Consider the following 17,863-nt stretch of genomic DNA (forward strand, 5'->3'; position numbering starts at 1 on the left):
CCTCGCAGATCAAGAAAGGAATCGGAATGATCAAGAATCACTCCCGCTCGCGCAAGGTGGCTTCGGTCGTCGCGGCGCTCGCGGTCGGCGCGGCATCGTTCCTGGGCGCATCCGCTGCCCAGGCTGCCGAGACTGTTGACTACGGCAACATCGACTTCGACCGCACTGGCTCGCTCACGATCCACAAGCACGAGCACCAGAGCACGAACGACGAGAACGCGGTGGCTCCGGATGCTTCGGGCGACACCTCGTCGTTCGGCGCGGGCGTTGACGGCGTGACCTTCACCATCTCGAAGATCAACGAGATCGACCTCGCCGACCAGGCCGACTGGGCCGCGCTCGACGGCCTCACCGCGAACACCGACGGCACCGTCACCGGCTACACGCTCACCCCTGCCGGCGAGGTGATCACCTCGAACGGCGGCGTCGCCACGATCGCCGGCCTCGAGCTCGGCGCCTACGTCGTGACCGAGACCGACGCGCCCTCGAGCGTCGTCGACCACGCGACGCCGTTCATCGTGACCCTGCCGCTGCCCTACGACGGCGGCTGGCTCTACAACGTGCACGCGTACCCGAAGAACGGTGTCACCGACATCACGAAGGACGTCGAAGCACCGAGCGGCCTCGGCCTCGGCTCCACCGTGAACTTCCCGGTCACCACCAAGGTGCCGACCGTTGCCACGAACGGCAGCATCACCTCGTACGTCGTGAGCGACACGCTCGACGCCCGCCTCGGCTCGCTTGCCGTGCCCTCGGTGACCAACGCCGACGGCACTGTCACCTTCGTCGACGGCACCGACTACAACGTTGTCGTCAACGGCAGCACCGTGCAGGTCGTCTTCACCGCCGCCGGTCTCGAGCGCCTCGCCGCTGACTTCGAGGGCCAGAACATCGTCACCACCTTCCAGGGCACCGTGACCTCGGTGGGCGACGGCGAGATCGTCAACGACGCGACCGTGTTCGTGAACGACCCCGAGCAGACCGATGGCGTCGACTCGAACGAGGTTGTGACCAAGTGGGGCAACCTGCGCATTCAGAAGATCAACGACGTGACCCCCGCCACCGCGCTGCAGGGCGCGACCTTCGAGGTCTACGCCGCCGCCGACGCGTACGCCGCTGACTGCTCGGCCGCGACCCCGACCGGCGACGCGATCTCGATCAACGGCGCCACCTCGTTCACCTCGAACGAGAACGGCCTCGTCGAGGGCATCGACGGCCTCTTCGTGAGCGATACGAACACCGGCAGCCTCAGCGACACCCGTTGCTACGTGCTCAAGGAGACCGCTGCCCCCGCCGGGTACGTGCTGCCCGAGGGCGACAACGCGCTCTTCCCCGTGACCGTCGTTGCCGGCACCACCGCCGACGCCGAGTGGGACGCGCAGATCGAGAACTCGCAGCCTGAGGTTCCCTCGCTGCCGATGACCGGTGCCCAGGGCCAGCTGCTCATGGCCATCGGTGGCGCCGCGCTGCTCGCGATCGCCCTCGGCCTCGTGATGGCTCGCCGCCGCGCGAACGCCGCGAAGTAGGCTAACCCCGAAGCTGCCCCGCGGGTCGACACGCCCCCTGTACGTCGACCCGCGGGGCACACCCCTTTACTCGAGAAGGATCACCGCGTGACCACCACCGCTGCCGCGCAGCCCGCCGACACCGAGGCCCGCACGCCTCGCTGGCGCCCGGGTGTGCTGTCGATCGCGATTGTGCTCATCGCGGTGATCGGCCTCAGCGTGCTCGTCTACCCGTACGCGGCCCAGTGGCTGTCGTCGTACAACCAGTCGACGCTCATTCGCGACTACGAGTCGAAGCTGCAGCACGCCGACCCGAGCGCCGAAGATCAGCTCGCGCTCGCCCATGCGTACAACGACGCGCTCACCGCGGGCGTCGACCTCGAGGCCGGCGCGAACGTGCCGACCGGCACCGGCACGGGCAGTGGCAACCTCGCCTACGAGGACATGCTCACGGCCGACGACTCGGGTCTCATGGCGCGCATCAAGATTCCGTCGATCGACCTCGACCTGCCGATCTATCACGGCACGAGCGACGACACGCTCATGGAGGGCGCTGGCCACCTCGAGGGCTCCAGCCTGCCAGTCGGCGGCATCGGCACGCACTCGGTGATCACCGCGCACCGCGGCCTCGCCAACGCGACAATGTTCTCGAACCTCGACCAGGTCGGCATCGGCGACCGCTTCACCATCGAGGTCATGGGCGAGGTGCTCACCTACGAGGTCATCGAGACCAAGGTCGTCGCGCCCGAAGACACCGACTCGCTGCGCTCGGTGGCCGACAACGACCTCGTCACGCTCGTCACGTGCACCCCGCTCGGTATCAACACGCACCGCATCCTCGTCACCGCCGAGCGCGTCACCCCGACGCCGATCGCCGACCTCAACGCCGCCGGCGCCGACCCGACCGTGCCGGGATTCCCCTGGTGGGCCGTGATGTACGGCGGCGGAATCGTGGCCGCGGGAGTGCTGCTCTGGCGCCTCGGCATTGCGGATGCGCGGGTCGCGGCCCGCAAGGCGGCGAAAGCCGCGCTCTCCCCAGAGTCCTGACACGCCTATCCCTCGCATCCCAATCCATGGGTGTTGCGTTTGGCCCCATTCAGGCCGCGTTTTCACGGGTTTTTGGGGCTCAACGCAACACCTATGGCTGGGTCGCAACGCGCTCCTAGGCCGGGTATTCGAAGCGCACCTTGCGGGTCGCGGTGTTCGCCTCGACGAGCCGCACCCGCACGTGCTCGCCGGCGGGAACGTCGCCGCGGCACTGCGCGATGACCGGCGGCTCGTAGACGAAGACTTCGGCGTGGTGATCGCCGTCGCCCGCGCGAAGCAGACCGGCGTCGAACTCCTGGCCCACCGCATCCTGCAGCGCGACCGCCTCGGCGAGGTTGATGCACTCGTTCTCGACCGAGGCTGCGACCCGGCCCGAGTTCTGCAGCAGGCCGGGCAACTCGGGCAGCGCATCCGCAATCTCGGCGGGCACCTCGCCCGTCACCTGCGCGCTGCCGTCGAGCGCGACCCACTCGCCGCCGAAGGCGAGGGCCACCTCGCTCACGAAGCGGTCGCCGAGGCGGCGGATGGGCGCGGTCGCGTGCGCGTACTGGCTCGCGACGCCGGCGTGCCAGGTCGCGCCGTTGTTCTCGGGCGGGTTGTCGGGCGAGAACGCGAGGTGGCCCGAGCCGCGCAGCAGCTTCGTCGCCGCCGAGTTGAGGGCGAGCGTCTTCGGGTCGTCGGGCTTGAGGCTCGCGAGGATCTCGCCGGGGGATTGCTCGTCGCGGGCGTCGACGCCGAGAGCGCGGGCGGCCTGGCGGAACTGCCGCACCGTCGACTCGTCAGGCGCGGGCAGCGTGCGCAGCAGTCCCGTGCCGCTGGCGAGCATGATGCGCGCCGCGGCGATGCCGGTCGCGAGCGAGCAGTGCGCGTTCCACGCATCCATCTGGGTGCGCGGCTCGAGGCGCAGCTGCCAGCTGCCGTCGACGTGCACGAGATCCTGCTCGGGCAGCTGCAGCTCGATGGCGCCGCGCTCGCGGGCGCGCTCCTCACGCACCCCGCCGAATTCGGACAGCAGCTCGATCGGCTCGGGCAGCAGTATGCCGTGATCGTAGTGCGCCTGCAGCGTCGGGTAGTCGAGGCGTTCGCGCACGTGCACCGTCGCGCGTCGCACCCGGGCGCGCGTGAGGTCGCCCTGGTTGTTCGTCTCGATCTGCCAGAGCACGGCCGGGCGGTCCTCGCCCTTGACGAGGCTCGCGGTCTGCTCGGTGAGGATGCGCGGGTACAGCGGCACGTTGCCGTCGGGCAGGTACTTGGTCTCGCCGCGCTGGCGCGATTCGACGTCGAGCGGGCTGCCGGGTGCGACGAACGCGCCGACGTCGGCGATTGCATAGAAGAGGGTGTAGCCAGCGTGGCCCGCCTCGGTGCCCTGCTGGATGCGCACGGCCTGGTCGAGGTCCTTCGAGCCGGGTGGGTCGATGGTGACGAGCGCAAGGTCGCGGGCGTCGACGCGGCCCTCGGCGAAACGGTCGCTCGCCTCGGCCGCCGCCTGCTCGAGCTCGGCCGAGAACTCCTCGCGCAGCTCGTACTTCTCGCGCACCGGGCTGAAGTCGAGCTCGGCCATGTTGCTCGGCCCCTCGGTCGTGCTGGGTTCGGAGGATGCCGCGCTGCGCTCACTCATGCTGCCGAGGCTACTCGGCCCGAGTCCGTCTGCCTGTCAGGTGGCTGCGCGACGGCGCTGCAAGTGCACCGGCGGCAACTGGCTACGATCGAAGCATTATGACTCGTGCAGCGCGCACCGCGGCGGTAATCGGCTCGGGCCCGAACGGGCTCGCGGCGGCCGTGACGCTCGCGCGGGCGGGCATCTCCGTCACCGTGTTTGATGCGGCCGACACGATCGGCGGTGGCACGCGCACCGCCGAGTCGGTCATGCCCGGGGTCGTGCACGATACCTGCTCGGCGATCCACCCGATGGCATTCGCATCGGCGTTCTTCCGCGAGTTCCGGCTCGCCGAGAAGGTCGAGTTCGTCGTACCCGAGGCGTCGTACGCGCATCCGCTCGAGGGGCGCGAGGCGGCGATCGCGTATCGCGATCTCGACCGCACCGTCGCCGAACTCGGCGTCGACGGCGCGGCGTACGGCCGGCTCATGCGCCCGCTCGTCGACCGCGCGGGCGGCGTCTTCGACTTCGCCCTCGGCGGCAGCATGGTGCGGGTGCCGCGCGACCCGATCGCGACGGTGCTCACGGGGCTCGCGGCGGTGCGACAGGGCTCGCCGCTCTGGAACCTCGGCTTCAGCGACGAGGCCGCACCCGCGCTCATCTCGGGCGTCGCGGCGCACTCGATCGGTCGGATGCCCGCGCTCGGTACCTCGGCGATCGGCCTCGTGCTTGCGGTCGCGGGGCATGTCGGGGGCTGGCCCGTGCCGGTCGGCGGCTCGGCTGCGATCTCGCGGGCCCTCGCCGACGATCTGCTCGCGCACGGCGGGCAGATCGAGACCGGCAGGCGCATCCGCGACATCGCCGAGCTCGGCGACTACGACGTACACGTCTTCGACACCTCGGCCCGCGCGCTCACCGAGATCGCTCACTCGAAGCTACCGGGCGGCTACCTGCGCACGCTCGACCGGTTTCGCTTCGGCAACGCCGCGGCGAAGGTCGACCTCGTGCTCGACGGCCCGATTCCCTGGGCGGATGCGCGCATCGCGCAGACCCCGACCGTGCACCTCGGCGGCACCCGAGCCGAGGTCGCGGAAGCTGAGGGGATGGTCGCGCGCGGCCGGCACCCGGAGCATCCGTATGTGCTGCTGGCGCAGCCGACCGAGTTTGACCCGGGCCGCAACCCCGCCGAATTCAACGCCGTCTGGAGCTACACGCACGTGCCACGGGGCTCGACGGTCGACGTGACCGAGCGCGTGCTCGCGCAGCTCGAGCGCTTCGCGCCCGGGGTGCGCGAGCGGGTCATCGGGGTGAAATGCACGCCGGCGGCGGAACTCGGCGAGTACAACGCGAACTACGTCGGCGGCGACATCAGCTCGGGCGCGGTGCAACTCGGGCAGCTGTTGGCGCGCCCAGTGCTCTCGCCAGAGCCATGGCGCACGCCGGGGGAAGGCATCTACCTCGCGTCGTCGGCGGCATCGCCCGGACCGGGGGTGCACGGTCTCGGTGGTTGGTACGCGGCGCGCTCGGCGCTGAAGCATTCGTTTAGGATCGACCCACAAAGCGTGTCGCTGGAGTAGCTCGCGCGAGCGGCCGCGGCTGGCAGGGGTGGCGTCATACTTGCTGGAAATTCTGGAAACCGAGAGTAATCGGTGGCGAACTTGGACAATCCGAGAGTTCGCGAGGCCTCTGCTGCGTGCTAATTTTTCCCCAAATCACACGACGTCGTGTTGACAGAGACAGAGAGGTCCTCATCTTGACTGCCAGCAACGTATTCACCGCTCATCGGGGACTTTCCGCGCGTGGTCACGACGACCACCTGGTTCGGTTTCTCAACAGCCCGAACACCAAGCCGGAGGGGATTCGGCCCGTGGTGGCGCGTTCCTGGTATCGGAGTCGAGCCGCGGGAGTCGATGCATTCAATGAACATGCGGTGATGATGTCGGGTCGGGTCGACGAGTACACGCTGCTTGCCGCGAGTGATCCGCTTCGTCAGCTCGATGAGTTCGCCGCCGACCTCGGGGGCTATGTCGACCTCACCGCCCCGAACGGTGCATTGCTGCGGCCCGATTTTCTGCGGAGCACGGATCAATTTCCGGAAGGCTACTCGCTCCTCGAGGAGAGCTGCGGCAGCACCGCAGAAGGGCTCGCACTGGAAGAAGGGCGAGGCGTCTGGCTCGCGCCCGAAGAACATTTCCGCGCCGACATGCGCAACAACTGGTGCTTCGCGACGCTGATCCGCGACCCGTTTCATAATCGGGTTCGTGGCGTGATTGGGCTCACTTTCCCGCAGACCAACGTGCCCGAGATCGACCCGGCCTCGACGTTGCTGATGCTGCAGGGCGTCGCTTCTCGGATCGAGCAGGAGATCGCCTCACGGACTTCCGTGAAGGAACAGATACTGCTGCGCGAGTATCTCAAGGTGTCCCGCCGGAGGCGTGACGTGGCGGTTGTAGCGATGGACGGCAAGAACTCGCTCATGAACAACACGGCGCTCGACTTGCTTGAGGACCACGACCTCGCGACCGTTTCCGGGTACGCCAAGGCGACGATGGCCTCGGGCAGATCCGCACAGCCGTATGCCGAACTCGACGGCATCGGGGCCGTGCAACTCGACGTGACGGCGGTGCCGCTGCCCGGGGGAACGTTTGGCGCGATCGTCGTGACCCGCCCCGTGAAGCCACGCAAGTCGGTGGCACTGGGCGCAGCCGAAGTGATGCACACAACTCCCACCTGTGACAAGACCAGCGAAGCGCTCAAGCTGATGCTCGATGGTGTCGGGCCAGAGTTCGACCGGATGCTCTCGCTGGCAACCACCGTGGTGACGGAACGTCGGGCGGCCGCCATCGTGGGCGAGACGGGCACCGGAAAACGGCGCCTTGCCAACGCGATCGCGCGGTTGACAGGGTCGACCATCGAGATCGATGCCCGCCGAGGCGCTCCGGGTCTGCCCAACTTCCGCGAGCGGTTCCTCAATGCGACGCAGCAGCGCCCAGACGTCCTGCTCATCACGAACGCCGATGAACTCACGCAACTCGAGGTCCACGTGGTCTGCCGCGAACTTTCCGGTTTGGGCGCCCCCGTACTTCACTTGACCGCGGTGCGACACACCGACGCGACGCAGCGCATCGCTGAGACGGTGTCGTCGCTCGAGATCTCGACCGTGCCGCTGCGGAACCGACGCGAGGACATCACGGTGATCGCATCGGCAATTGCCCGAGAGGTCGGCGACAAGGTGCTTTCGAAGCATGTGCTTGCCGAACTCACGAACGCCGATTGGCCGCGGAACATCGACCAGCTGCGGTCGATTGTCTTGAACACCGTGGCCCAGGCACGCGGCGCGGAGGCGACACGAGACGACCTGCCGCAGGGATTCCAGACCGTGCGCTCGACGGGGCGCTTGTCTCGGCTCGAAGAGGCAGAGCTCGCTGAGTTGCGCGCCGCGCTACGCGAGTCCAACGGTAACCGGCGTCTTGCCGCCGAGACCCTCCAGATCGGTCGATCGACGCTCTATCGTCGCATGGACTTCTTCCGCAGTCGCGGACTCGATATCTAGCCCTACCTCGAGCTTCACGGCAACGGCCAAGTCGCCCGCTCTGCGGGACCTTGGTCGTTGCCATTTTCCGGCGTCCGCAGTGTCCCGAACTGAGACGAACCAGCCCCTTTGAACGGATCTGTAATTGGAGACATACCCGGCAACCGCGAGTTCGCGACCGGGTGCCCGCAACACAGATTCAAGTAAGAGGACGGCGGCAGATGACGCGAGAAGTTCAAGGAACCATCGTGGTGGCTCCCCACCATTTCCCCGACCTCGACCGTGAGCACGCGCTCGCGGCCGAGTTCAACTACGAGTTGCTGACGACGGCCGACACCGACGAGTTCCGTGCGCGCATCGTCGATGCTGACATCATCATGATCACTCCCTACGCGAAGCTCACTGCAGAGGACTTCGCCAAGCTGTCGAAGTGCCGGGCCGTCATTCGATACGGCATTGGATACGACAACATCGACGTCGAGGCCGCGACCAAAGCGGGCATCCCCGTTTCGATCGTCCCGGGCACCGCATCCGAAGAGGTCGCGTCGCACGCATTCTCGATGGGGCTCGCCCTCACTCGCAGGTTCCCCGCCGGAGAAGCCGCGATCCGCGGCACTGCCTGGGCCGGGATCATCGGCTACGACACGCCAGTCCTGTCCCAGCTCGAGGTCGGCGTCGTCGGCCTTGGCCGAATTGGTCAACATGTCGCACGCATGTATGCCGCAGTCGGAGCGAAAGTTTGGGGCTACGACCCATTCGTCACCGAGAGCGAGTACCCCCTCGCGAGCCTCCAGGACGTGCTCGAGAATTCTGACGTCGTTTCGCTCCACCTGCCGCTGACGGATGACACCTGGAACCTCATCTCGGCCGAGGTGCTCGCGAAAATGCGTGCCGGTGCAGTCATCGTCAACGTTTCGCGCGGCGGTCTCATCGACGAGGCCGCTCTGGCGGATGCCCTCACCTCCGGCCACATTGCCGGCGCGGGCATCGACACGTTCGCGCAGGAGCCGCTTGCCGTCGAGCACCCCCTGCGACAAGCCCCCAACACGATCCTGACGCCGCACATTGCCTGGCGCTCAAATCGGTCGACCGGTGCGCTGCAAGAAGGCGCGGTCGAACGTGTTCGGCGCGTGCTGACAGGCGAAACCATGCTCGATCTCGTGAACTAACTCGGAGAAGACAACAGAGATGGCACACACATCCACCACCACCATCAACCGTCCCGGCGACGTCGACCCGCACGCCCGTTTCGGCCCGCGAGGCTACCCGCTGCTGCCGGGTGGGTACGGCCGCTCGACGTACTACACGGGCCGGCCAAGCCCCTATGCGGTACGCGGTGAAGGCCACAAGATCTGGGATGACCGGGGCCGAGAACTCATCGATGCGAACAACAACTTCACCGTATTGATCCACGGCAATGCTGATCCAGAAATCACCGAGGCAGCCATTTCGACCCTCCGCAATGGCGCGAGCTGGGGCATTCCCAATGAACCCGAATGGGAGCTCGCAGAGCTCCTGCTGCGACGCCTGCCCGCGCTCGACCAGGTGCGCTTCACCAACTCCGGCACGGAGGCCGTGATGTCGGCGATTCGTATCGCCCGAGGAGCCACTGCTCGCGAGAAGGTCATCGTCACAAAAGGCGGCTATCACGGGACGTCCGAAGTCGCGCTCGTTGCCGGTGGGGAGTCGGCGTCGCGTGGCCTCACGAAGGGCGTCATCGATGACGTCGCTCCGGTACCGCTCAACGACATCCAGGCACTCAAGAGTGCGGTTGAGGCGGCGCCGCGCGACTACGCAGCCATCATTCTCGACCTGCTGCCGAATCGTGCGGGACTCCTCAGCATCTCGCAGGAGTTCGTCAATACCGCTCGAGACCTCGCGACCAAGTACGGCATTGTGCTCATCATTGATGAGGTCATTAGCATTCGCCTCGGCTACGGCGGCATCAGCGGTGAATATGGCGTGGAGCCCGACCTCCTCACGACCGGCAAGCTGATCGGCGGCGGCTTCCCCGTTGGCGCGGTCGTCGGCAAAGCCGAACTCATGGCGGAAGTCGACCCCACGCGCCCGGGTAGCCTTCCGCACGGCGGAACGTTCTCCGGTAACCCGGTGAGCATGGCCGCTGGTGCGGTGGCCCTACGTCGGTTCGACGGGGCTGAAGTGCGACGCCTCAACGAACTTGGCGACCGCACCCGTGAGGCGGTCAACGACCGAGTTACCGACGCGGGTTGGGAGGTTCGCGGGCGTGGATCGCTCCTGCGCGCAGTCCCCGCGGGCGCGCTCAAGGTCGGCGAATCGACGCAGCACGCCCTCTGGTGGGCGTCCTACGACCGCGGCCTGCTCGGCTCGCCCGCGAATCTGCTGTCGCTCTCAACCTCGATGGATGACGCGGTCGCGAACGACATCGCCGACCGACTTGCCAGCGCTGTGCTCGAAGTCGCTGCGCGCGACGACGCCACGACAACCAAGGGAGACACCAAATGAAGCTGGTGAGCTATGCCGCAGCGTCGGCAGCCCGAGCCGGGGTACTCGTTGACGGCGATGTTTACGATGCCTCGCAGCTCTTTCACGAAGATAACGCTCCGGCCGCGAGCACACTGGACGCATTCGTCACCGCATTTGGCGACCGCTTGAGCGAACTCTCGGCAAATGTGGCTGAGCGGGTGCAGCAACACCCGAATGCTCGAGTCGATGCCCTGGCCAATGTGACGTTGCTCGGTCCGATCGCCAAGCCCGGCAAGGTGCTGTGCATCGGACTCAATTACAAGGATCACGTTGCTGAGACGGGGCGGGCTCTGCCGCAGTATCCGGACATCTTCGCGAAGTTTGCCTCGTCACTGATCGGGCCGAATGACGAAATCGGTGCCTTGCAAGTCACCGATAACCTCGACTTCGAGGGCGAACTGGCCGTCGTGATCGGCAAGCGCGCAGAAGGCGTCGCCGCTGCTGATGCACTCGACTATGTTGCCGGGCTTACCGTGCTCAACGATGTCACCGCTCGCGACCTGCAGTACCGGGGCACACAGTGGCTCGCGGGTAAGGCGGTGGATGGAGCTACGCCCTGGGGCCCGGCGCTCGTCACCTTGGACGAAGTGGGGGACCCGCAGGCGCTCGACATTGTTACCCGAGTCAACGGGGCAGAAATGCAACGCTCCAATACCCGGCATCAGATCTTCCCGATTGCGGAGGTCATCGAATACCTCACCGGATTCCTCTCACTCGAGCCCGGCGATGTAATCGCGACCGGCACGCCCGAGGGAATCGGTGCGAAGCGCACCCCGCCCGTGTGGCTCGCAGCAGGCGACGTTGTCGAAATCGAGATCGACCGAGTCGGAGTACTGCGCAACTCGGTCGCATCCGGGGCATGAATGCCGGCAACCACTTCAGCTCATCACAACGAAAGCAAAAATACTCATGACTGAAACGCAGACTCGTACTGCCGATGCGCGGTACCGTATCGCCGTCGACACCGGCGGCACCTTCACCGACGTTGTCGTTGGCTCCAGCACTGGCAAGATGGCGGTCGGCAAGGCACTCACCACCTACGATCGCGTGTTCACCGGGTTCGAAGGCGCGGTGCGCCGCGCCGCGGAATCCGTTGGTTGGGACAGTGAAGTCGTGCTTCGTAACGCCGACGTCATCGTGTATGGCACGACGCACGCGACCAATGCCGTTCTCACCGGCAAGGTTGCCAAGACGGCGATGCTGACCACCGAGGGCTTCGCCGACACCTTGCTCCTTCGGGAAGGGGGGCGTCGCGATGCCTTCGACTCGAAAGCCGCCTACCCTGGGCCCTATATTCCTCGCGAACTGACGTATGAGGTGCACGAACGCATCGCCGCAGACGGTGAAGTGCTCACCGCACTCGACGAGGACCAGGTTCGAGAGATCCTTGCCACGCTGAAGGCCGAAGGAATCGAGTCGATCGCCGTGTCGTGCCTGTGGTCGATTGTGAATGATGCGCATGAGCGCCGTATCGGTGAACTCATCCGGGAAGTGCTTCCCGACGTCCCGTTCACCCTCTCGAATGAGGCGAATCCCACCATCCGGGAGTACCGCCGTTCGTCGGCGGCGGCAATTGACGCCTCGCTGAAGCCGCTTATGGCCGCCCATCTCGGCAACCTTCAGGCCGACCTCGTCGGATTTGGCTTTGACGGCGACCTGCTGGTCGTGACGTCCGAGGGTGCCGTGCTTGACGTTGTCGATGTGCTCGATCGACCGGTGCTCCTGCTGAACTCGGGACCCTCTATGGCGCCGCTCGTTGGTGCCTCGGCCGCACCTGACCGTGACACCGTGGTGGTGTGCGACATGGGCGGCACGACCTTCGATGTTTCGCTTGTCGAAGAGGGCGTCGTGCGTCACACTCGTGAGGCCTGGCTCGGTGAGCCGTTTGTTGGACACCTCACCGGACTGTCTTCGGTCGCGGTGACGAGCATCGGCGCGGGTGGCGGCAGCATCGCGTGGATCGACGGCGGCGGCCTGCTTCGGGTCGGCCCCCAGAGTGCCCGCAGCACCCCAGGTCCCGCGGCCTACGGCCGCGGGGGTACTGAACCAACCGTGACGGACGCTTGCGTTGTGCTTGGCTACCTCGACATCGAAGGCTTTGAAGGCGGTTTCACGCTGGACCGGGACGCTGCAGTTGAAGCTATTACGTCGCGCATCGCTCGTCCTCTTGGCATGGAACTGCACGACGCCGCCCAGGCGATCCTCGAAGTTTCGGGGAATCAGATGGCGACCGCGACTCGTCAGGCGGCACTAGAGCAAGGTGTCGACCCCCGCGGGGCCTTGTTAGTTGCTGGCGGTGGCGCGGGTGCCATGGTCGCTGCGATCATCGGCGAGATCCTTGGGACCGACGAGGTGCTCATTCCGGCAACCGCCGGTGTGCTCGCTGCCTATGGGGCGCACCGCGCTCCGATTGCCACTGAGTTCCTCTCACCGCTGCACAACGACACCCACTCGTTTGACAGTGAATCGGCGGCGAAGGCGGTTCAGGACATCGAGGGCAAGGCAGACGAGTTTGCGGCGCGCTTCACTCGCGTGAACGCTAACGCCGAGTACGCCTACTTCGTCGATGCGCGCTACCCCGGTCAGGCATGGGACCTCAGGGTATACCTCAGCGAAAAGCCGACCGGTGCCGACGCCGCCGAGACGATCGAGCGTGCCTTTCATGAAGAGCACGATCGTCGCAACGGTACCCACGACGCGAGCAGCCGCGTCGAAATCATCACCTGGGGAGTCCGAGTCGAGATTCCTCGCCCTGAGCAGCTCGCCGTCGCCGACAGCGACGCCACCGAGACCGAGGTACACCGCGAAGACGAGATCGTCTTCGGCGGCGCTTCGCAGCACACTCCGCGCTATCGCGGCGCCACGCTTTCACCGGGCGAACACATCTCTGGGCCCGCCATCATCGACCAGCCGACGACCACGATCGTCGTGCCGCCGAAGTGGGATGCCCGGCTCGACGACCGTTCCAACATCTACCTCGTTCGTAAGGAGACGCAACGATGACGCGTCAATTTGACCCCGTAAAGCTGTCGGTCTTGGCGAATGCCTTCGACGGCATTGTCCGGGAGATGACGAACGGCTTGCTCCGTTCTGCCCGATCCTCGGTCATCAACACGGCCCGCGACTTCTCGTGTGCGGTGCTCACCGCGGACAACCAGCTGCTTGCTGCGGCCGAAGGCGTGCCCGTCCACGTGTTCGGCGCCGGCCCGCTGGGCGAAGACATGATCGAGCTGCACGATGACATCCGCGAGGGTGATGCGTTCCTGCACAATGATCCGTATCGCGGCAACTCGCACGCGGCCGACCACTGCATTCTTGTCCCCGTCTTCGTCGATGGACGGCACCTGTTCACGGCCGTGACCAAGGCACACCAGGCCGACTGCGGCGACTCGCTGCCCACCACGTTCTTCGCGACGGCACGAGACGTCTATGAGGAAGGTGCGCTCATCTTCCCGTGCGTGCGCGTGCAGCGCGACTACGTTGACAACGACGACATCGTGCGCATGTGCCGCGCGCGAATTCGAGTGCCCGATCAGTGGTACGGCGACTACCTCGCGTCGGTGGGCGCCTCGCGCATCGCGGAACGTCGGATCAAGGAACTCGCTGAGAAATTCGGTGTTGATGACCTTGTCGACTTCGTCGACGCGTGGTTCGACTATTCGGAGCGACTCGCCATCAGCGCGATTGAGAAGCTGCCCGAAGTCGAACTCCACGGCAATACCCGGCACGACCCGTTCCCTGGCACCGACCCCGACGGCGTGCCGCTTCAGGCGACCATCAGTGTGAAGCCGAAGGACGGCAAGATCACGATCGACCTGCGCGATAACCCCGACAACCTCCCGAACGGTCTTAACCTCACGCGGGCGACGGCGACTGGCGCTGCCCTCGCGGGCATCCTCTCCGGCGTGCCGGAGAATCTGCCGAGCAACGCGGGCACTTTCCGCCGGATTCAGGTGGAATTGCGCGAGGGCTGTGCGGTCGGCGTGCCGAAGCATCCGTTCTCGTGTTCCTCGGGCACGACCAACCTCGCCGACCGCATCGTGAATGTGGTGCAGGCCGCCTTCTCGAGCATCGACGATGGCTATGGCGCGGCCGAGGGAGCCTCGGGGCAGGCGCCCGCGAAATCGGTCATCTCGGGTATCGACGAACGCAATGGCAACGCCTATGTCAACCAGATTCTCGTAGGCGGGGTCGGCGGGCCCGCGACTCCCTTCGTCGATGGTTGGCCGACATACCAGCGACCGGTCTGCGGTGCCCTCCTCTATCACGACAGCGTCGAGGTTGACGAGCAGCGGTACCCGATCCTCGTGCATGAACGCGTGCTCGTGGCTGACTCGGGTGGTGCTGGTCGCCAGCGCGGTGGGCTAGGTACCCGCGTGACGATCGAGCCGCGCGTTGACGAGGTCACGCTGACCTACGGCATCGAGGGCAAGCTCAACCCGCCGAAGGGCGTTCGAGGCGGCCACGACGGCGCCGAGCCGCACACGTGGGTTGAGGACCTCAAGACGGGCGAGCGCCACGACATTCCGGTTGTGGGGCGTTATGACCTCAAGCGAGGTGAGAAGGTCGTGTCGATTACGCCCGGTGGCGGTGGCTATGGCAGCCCGTTCGAGCGTGACCCCGAGGCGGTCCTGCTCGATGTGCGTGACCTGCGCGTGAGTGTCGACGGGGCACGGGTCAACTATGGTGTCGTGATTGATGCCGGAGCCGTCGACGTGGAGGCCACCAAGCGGGAACGCTCGCAGCGGGCAACCGCGTAACCGCACGTGCACAGGCGGGTGCCGGTGTCTCAGATCGGGACACCGGCACCCGCTTTCGTACTGCAACGCTAATCATCTACCGGTGGGACCTCACTGTCCTGCCGTCGGCAGGTGATCTTGAAGATGAGAAAAGAGGAGCAAATGGACCCGATTCGGGTTGGAATTATCGGTGCGGGTAATGTGCTGAACCAATACCTCGACAAGATTGGCTTGCACGCCGACGTCGACGTCGTCGCCATCGGCGACGTGAACCTCGAAGCGGCTCAGCGTCGCGCCGAGGAGTATGGAATCGGCAAGGCGGTAACGCCCGACGAACTGCTTGCGGACGATGAGGTCGAGCTCGTTCTCAACCTCACGCCGCCGAAGCTCCACGCCCCCGTGACGCTGCAGGCGATTGCGGCGGGCAAACACGTCCTCTCTGAGAAGCCGTTCGCCACTTCACTTGAGGAGGCGCAGGAGATCTTGGACGCGGCTAAGGCGGCCGGAGTTCGTGTCGGTTCGGCGCCGGCAACGTTCATGGGGTCGGGCATGCAGACAAGCCGCAAGCTCATCGACGACGGATGGATCGGTCGGCCAGTCGCTGCCTTCGCCTCCTTTGCGTGCCGGGGTTATGAGTACTGGCATCCGAATGTTGACCCGTTCTACAGCGAAGGAGCCGGGCCGATGCTGGATATCGGCCCCTACCTCATCACCAACCTCATCAACATCTTCGGCCCGGCGGCGCGAGTCTCAGGTTCAGCGATGCGCAGCTCGGAGCTGCGCCCGCGGCCGGATGGGAAGGGCGGCTTTGCCGGTGAGATCAACATCAACACGCCGACGACCGTCACCGGCACTGTCGAGTTTGAATCGGGCGCAGTTGCGACCGTTATGCTGAGCTGGGACGTCTGGAATCACAACCTGCCGCACTTTGAGATCTACGGTACGAGCGGCACGATCGCGGCGCCGAACCCCGACCACTTCTCGGGTGCACCGGTGCTGCGCCGCGGTGAGGCACGCGACCTTTCGCTCGACATGACGCCTCCGGGCGAAGGCGACTGGCGAGAGACGCCCCTCACCCATCGAGACGACGCCTACCGCGGGATTGGCCTGGCAGAGTTCGGGCACGCAATCCGGGAAGGAATCGAACCGCGAACGGGAGGTGGCTTTTCGTACCACGTGCTGGAGATCCTGCTCGCCTTCGAAGCGTCAGCGGCTCGAGGTGAGCACATCGACATCGAGAGCACGTGCGAGCGGCCGAGCCCGCTCCCCTCGATTGGGCCCAACGAACCCTTCCGCTACGACGCGGAGTAGGGGAGAGGCCGGGGTGTGGCACGTGAGGGGTGTGCGCAGTGCCTGCGGACGTCGATGAACACGGATCCGAGGGCACACAGCTGACAATCGCTGAGCTCGTGGCGATGCCACACCTCGGCCTCGAACTTGTTGCGGGCGCGGGCGGCGCCGATCGCGTCGTGCTGTGGACGCACACCTCGGAGTTGGAGGATCCGGGCCCCTGGCTCGAGGGCGGTGAACTGCTCATCGTCAATGGGTTCGGGGTGCCGGACCGCCCGGACGGTCAGGTGCGGTATCTGCGCAGGCTCGCGGAACACCGTCTGGCCGGTATCGCCGTGAGCGTGCGCGCGCCCGAACTCACGCCGGAATTGCTCGCGGAGGCCGACAGGCTCGAATTTCCGGTGCTGAAGATCCCGAGGGCAACCCCGTTTATCGAACTGTCCTACCTGGTCGCCGGTGTCAGTGCACGATCCGCGCGGAGCCGCCTGTCGCGACATCTGCGCATCTTCGAGACCCTGAGGTTGAGAAATGACGGGCGCACGCCGATCGCTGAGATCTACACGCAGCTCGAAGCCATCACCGGGTACCGATTGGCCGTGCTCACGCCAGCGGGCCTGCCACTGATCGCTGACTGGGATTGGGTGCCAGACGACCTCGACCTCGCGCACTACTCGGGCTTGACCGAGTTGCAGATGGTTCCGGGAGGATACCTCCTGCCGCTCGCGGTGGGAGATCGAGTCTCGGCCTACCTCGTGGCGATGGAGCACCCGGATGCGGAGCCCGAAGGCCTCGCCGCACTGCAGCATGTGAGTTCACTGGCCTACCTCGATGCGCTCGATGACCAACGTCGACGCGAAGCCGAGCATCGGCAACGGAGTGTGCTCTTCGCGCAAACGCTCGAGTCTGAACACGTCACCGATGAGCTGGAGCAGCGATATGCGCAACTCGGTTTCTTGGCCGACGACGAGAAGCGGGTGCTGGCGTTCGCACCCATCGACGACCGAGACCGTGTGGAGATCGAGGCACGCGACTGGCTTACCGATCGAAGCATTCCCTACCTCATGCTGGCGCGCGACGACCTCACCGCGATTCTCGCGTGCAGTGACGCCGAAATTGAGCAGCTTGCCCACGGCATAGGCCTCACCATCGGTGCGAGCAACCGCTTCGTGCACATGGCCGAGCTCAGGCAACGACAACGGCAGGCGCGCTGGACGTTGGCCGTGGCCGACGGGACCGGTGACATTCGCATGGCCGTCGCCGAGTCGACCCCCGGGATTCTGCAGTGGCTCCATCCCGACAAGCTGGTTGTTGAGCGGCTTGCGTACGACACCTTGCGGCCACTCATCGAACATGATGCAGCGAACGGGAGCGAGCTCGTACATACCCTCGCGGTGTACTTCGAGTGCCAGGGCAAGTTGCGCATGACCGCGGCGCAGCTCTTCCTACATGAACACACCCTGGCGTACCGCATCAAGAAGATCGAACAAATCACACGCCGCAATCTCAAGGCGTACTCCGACTCCTTTGAACTCTGGCTTGCAGTGCAAGCGAATGCGCTTCGGTGACCGCGTACCAAAGTGACACACCCCGACGAATTGCGGCACTGAAATTCTGTGTGGAGAACGCACGAGACCGCACGTCGCGTGCC

The 17,863-nt window shown here is 65.8% G+C and carries 12 protein-coding genes; 11 read left to right on the forward strand and 1 reads right to left on the reverse strand.

Translation table 11 applies throughout. The features are described from left to right. Positions 1–26: 26 nt before the first annotated feature. Together M3M28_RS00850 and M3M28_RS00855 are read left to right on the forward strand one after the other, a co-directional pair. Complete coding sequence (locus M3M28_RS00850) at positions 27–1,526, forward strand: SpaH/EbpB family LPXTG-anchored major pilin (protein ID WP_249386974.1); 1,500 nt, start codon at positions 27–29, stop codon at positions 1,524–1,526. Between the two features lie 87 nt (positions 1,527–1,613). Further along, positions 1,614–2,552 (forward strand): class C sortase, encoded by a 939-nt coding sequence (locus M3M28_RS00855; RefSeq protein ID WP_283255710.1) that lies wholly within the window; start codon positions 1,614–1,616, stop codon positions 2,550–2,552. 115 nt (positions 2,553–2,667) lie between these two features. On the opposite strand, the gene M3M28_RS00860 is transcribed toward M3M28_RS00855, so the two are convergent. Then, a complete protein-coding gene (locus M3M28_RS00860; protein ID WP_249386975.1) occupies positions 2,668–4,170 on the reverse strand; it encodes an RNB domain-containing ribonuclease in 1,503 nt (500 codons plus the stop codon). 98 nt (positions 4,171–4,268) lie between these two features. Here M3M28_RS00860 and M3M28_RS00865 point away from each other — a divergent pair, with 98 nt between their 5' ends. From M3M28_RS00865 to M3M28_RS00905, 9 genes are all read left to right on the forward strand, one after another. Further along, positions 4,269–5,726: a phytoene desaturase family protein gene (locus M3M28_RS00865; protein WP_249386976.1), complete on the forward strand. Its 1,458-nt coding sequence runs from the start codon at positions 4,269–4,271 to the stop codon at positions 5,724–5,726. Between the two features lie 176 nt (positions 5,727–5,902). Then, complete coding sequence (locus M3M28_RS00870; RefSeq protein WP_249386977.1) at positions 5,903–7,702, forward strand: helix-turn-helix domain-containing protein; 1,800 nt, start codon at positions 5,903–5,905, stop codon at positions 7,700–7,702. Positions 7,703–7,929: 227 nt separating this feature from the next. Beyond that, positions 7,930–8,850: a C-terminal binding protein gene (locus tag M3M28_RS00875; RefSeq protein ID WP_249386978.1), complete on the forward strand. Its 921-nt coding sequence runs from the start codon at positions 7,930–7,932 to the stop codon at positions 8,848–8,850. A gap of 19 nt (positions 8,851–8,869) precedes the next feature. Next, on the forward strand, positions 8,870–10,165 hold the full coding sequence (locus M3M28_RS00880) for an aspartate aminotransferase family protein (protein ID WP_249386979.1): 1,296 nt from the start codon (positions 8,870–8,872) through the stop codon (positions 10,163–10,165). Then, complete coding sequence (locus M3M28_RS00885) at positions 10,162–11,049, forward strand: fumarylacetoacetate hydrolase family protein (protein WP_249386980.1); 888 nt, start codon at positions 10,162–10,164, stop codon at positions 11,047–11,049. Before M3M28_RS00880 ends, M3M28_RS00885 begins: the two co-directional genes overlap by 4 nt. After that, positions 10,988–13,189: a hydantoinase/oxoprolinase family protein gene (locus M3M28_RS00890; protein ID WP_249386981.1), complete on the forward strand. Its 2,202-nt coding sequence runs from the start codon at positions 10,988–10,990 to the stop codon at positions 13,187–13,189. The genes M3M28_RS00885 and M3M28_RS00890 overlap by 62 nt, the downstream gene beginning before the upstream one ends. Then, a complete protein-coding gene (locus M3M28_RS00895) occupies positions 13,186–14,946 on the forward strand; it encodes a hydantoinase B/oxoprolinase family protein (RefSeq protein ID WP_249386982.1) in 1,761 nt (586 codons plus the stop codon). The genes M3M28_RS00890 and M3M28_RS00895 overlap by 4 nt, the downstream gene beginning before the upstream one ends. Positions 14,947–15,087: 141 nt before the next feature. Beyond that, positions 15,088–16,236: a Gfo/Idh/MocA family protein gene (locus M3M28_RS00900; RefSeq protein WP_249386983.1), complete on the forward strand. Its 1,149-nt coding sequence runs from the start codon at positions 15,088–15,090 to the stop codon at positions 16,234–16,236. A 38-nt stretch (positions 16,237–16,274) separates the two neighbouring features. Beyond that, on the forward strand, positions 16,275–17,780 hold the full coding sequence (locus M3M28_RS00905; RefSeq protein WP_249386984.1) for a PucR family transcriptional regulator: 1,506 nt from the start codon (positions 16,275–16,277) through the stop codon (positions 17,778–17,780). Positions 17,781–17,863 lie beyond the last annotated feature (83 nt).

Source organism: Gulosibacter sediminis (assembly GCF_023370115.1).
In the GTDB taxonomy this organism is placed as follows: Bacteria; Actinomycetota; Actinomycetes; order Actinomycetales; family Microbacteriaceae; genus Gulosibacter; species Gulosibacter sediminis_A.

Excerpts from the sequence above, each read along its gene's own strand:
- M3M28_RS00900 (WP_249386983.1), top strand. The coding sequence starts at position 15,088 with ATGGACCCGATTCGGGTTGGAATTATCGGTGCGGGTAATGTGCTGAAC.
- M3M28_RS00895 (WP_249386982.1), top strand. The coding sequence starts at position 13,186 with ATGACGCGTCAATTTGACCCCGTAAAGCTGTCGGTCTTGGCGAATGCC.
- M3M28_RS00860 (WP_249386975.1), bottom strand. The coding sequence starts at position 4,170 with ATGAGTGAGCGCAGCGCGGCATCCTCCGAACCCAGCACGACCGAGGGG.
- M3M28_RS00880 (WP_249386979.1), top strand. The coding sequence starts at position 8,870 with ATGGCACACACATCCACCACCACCATCAACCGTCCCGGCGACGTCGAC.
- M3M28_RS00885 (WP_249386980.1), top strand. The coding sequence starts at position 10,162 with ATGAAGCTGGTGAGCTATGCCGCAGCGTCGGCAGCCCGAGCCGGGGTA.
- M3M28_RS00865 (WP_249386976.1), top strand. The coding sequence starts at position 4,269 with ATGACTCGTGCAGCGCGCACCGCGGCGGTAATCGGCTCGGGCCCGAAC.
- M3M28_RS00850 (WP_249386974.1), top strand. The coding sequence starts at position 27 with ATGATCAAGAATCACTCCCGCTCGCGCAAGGTGGCTTCGGTCGTCGCG.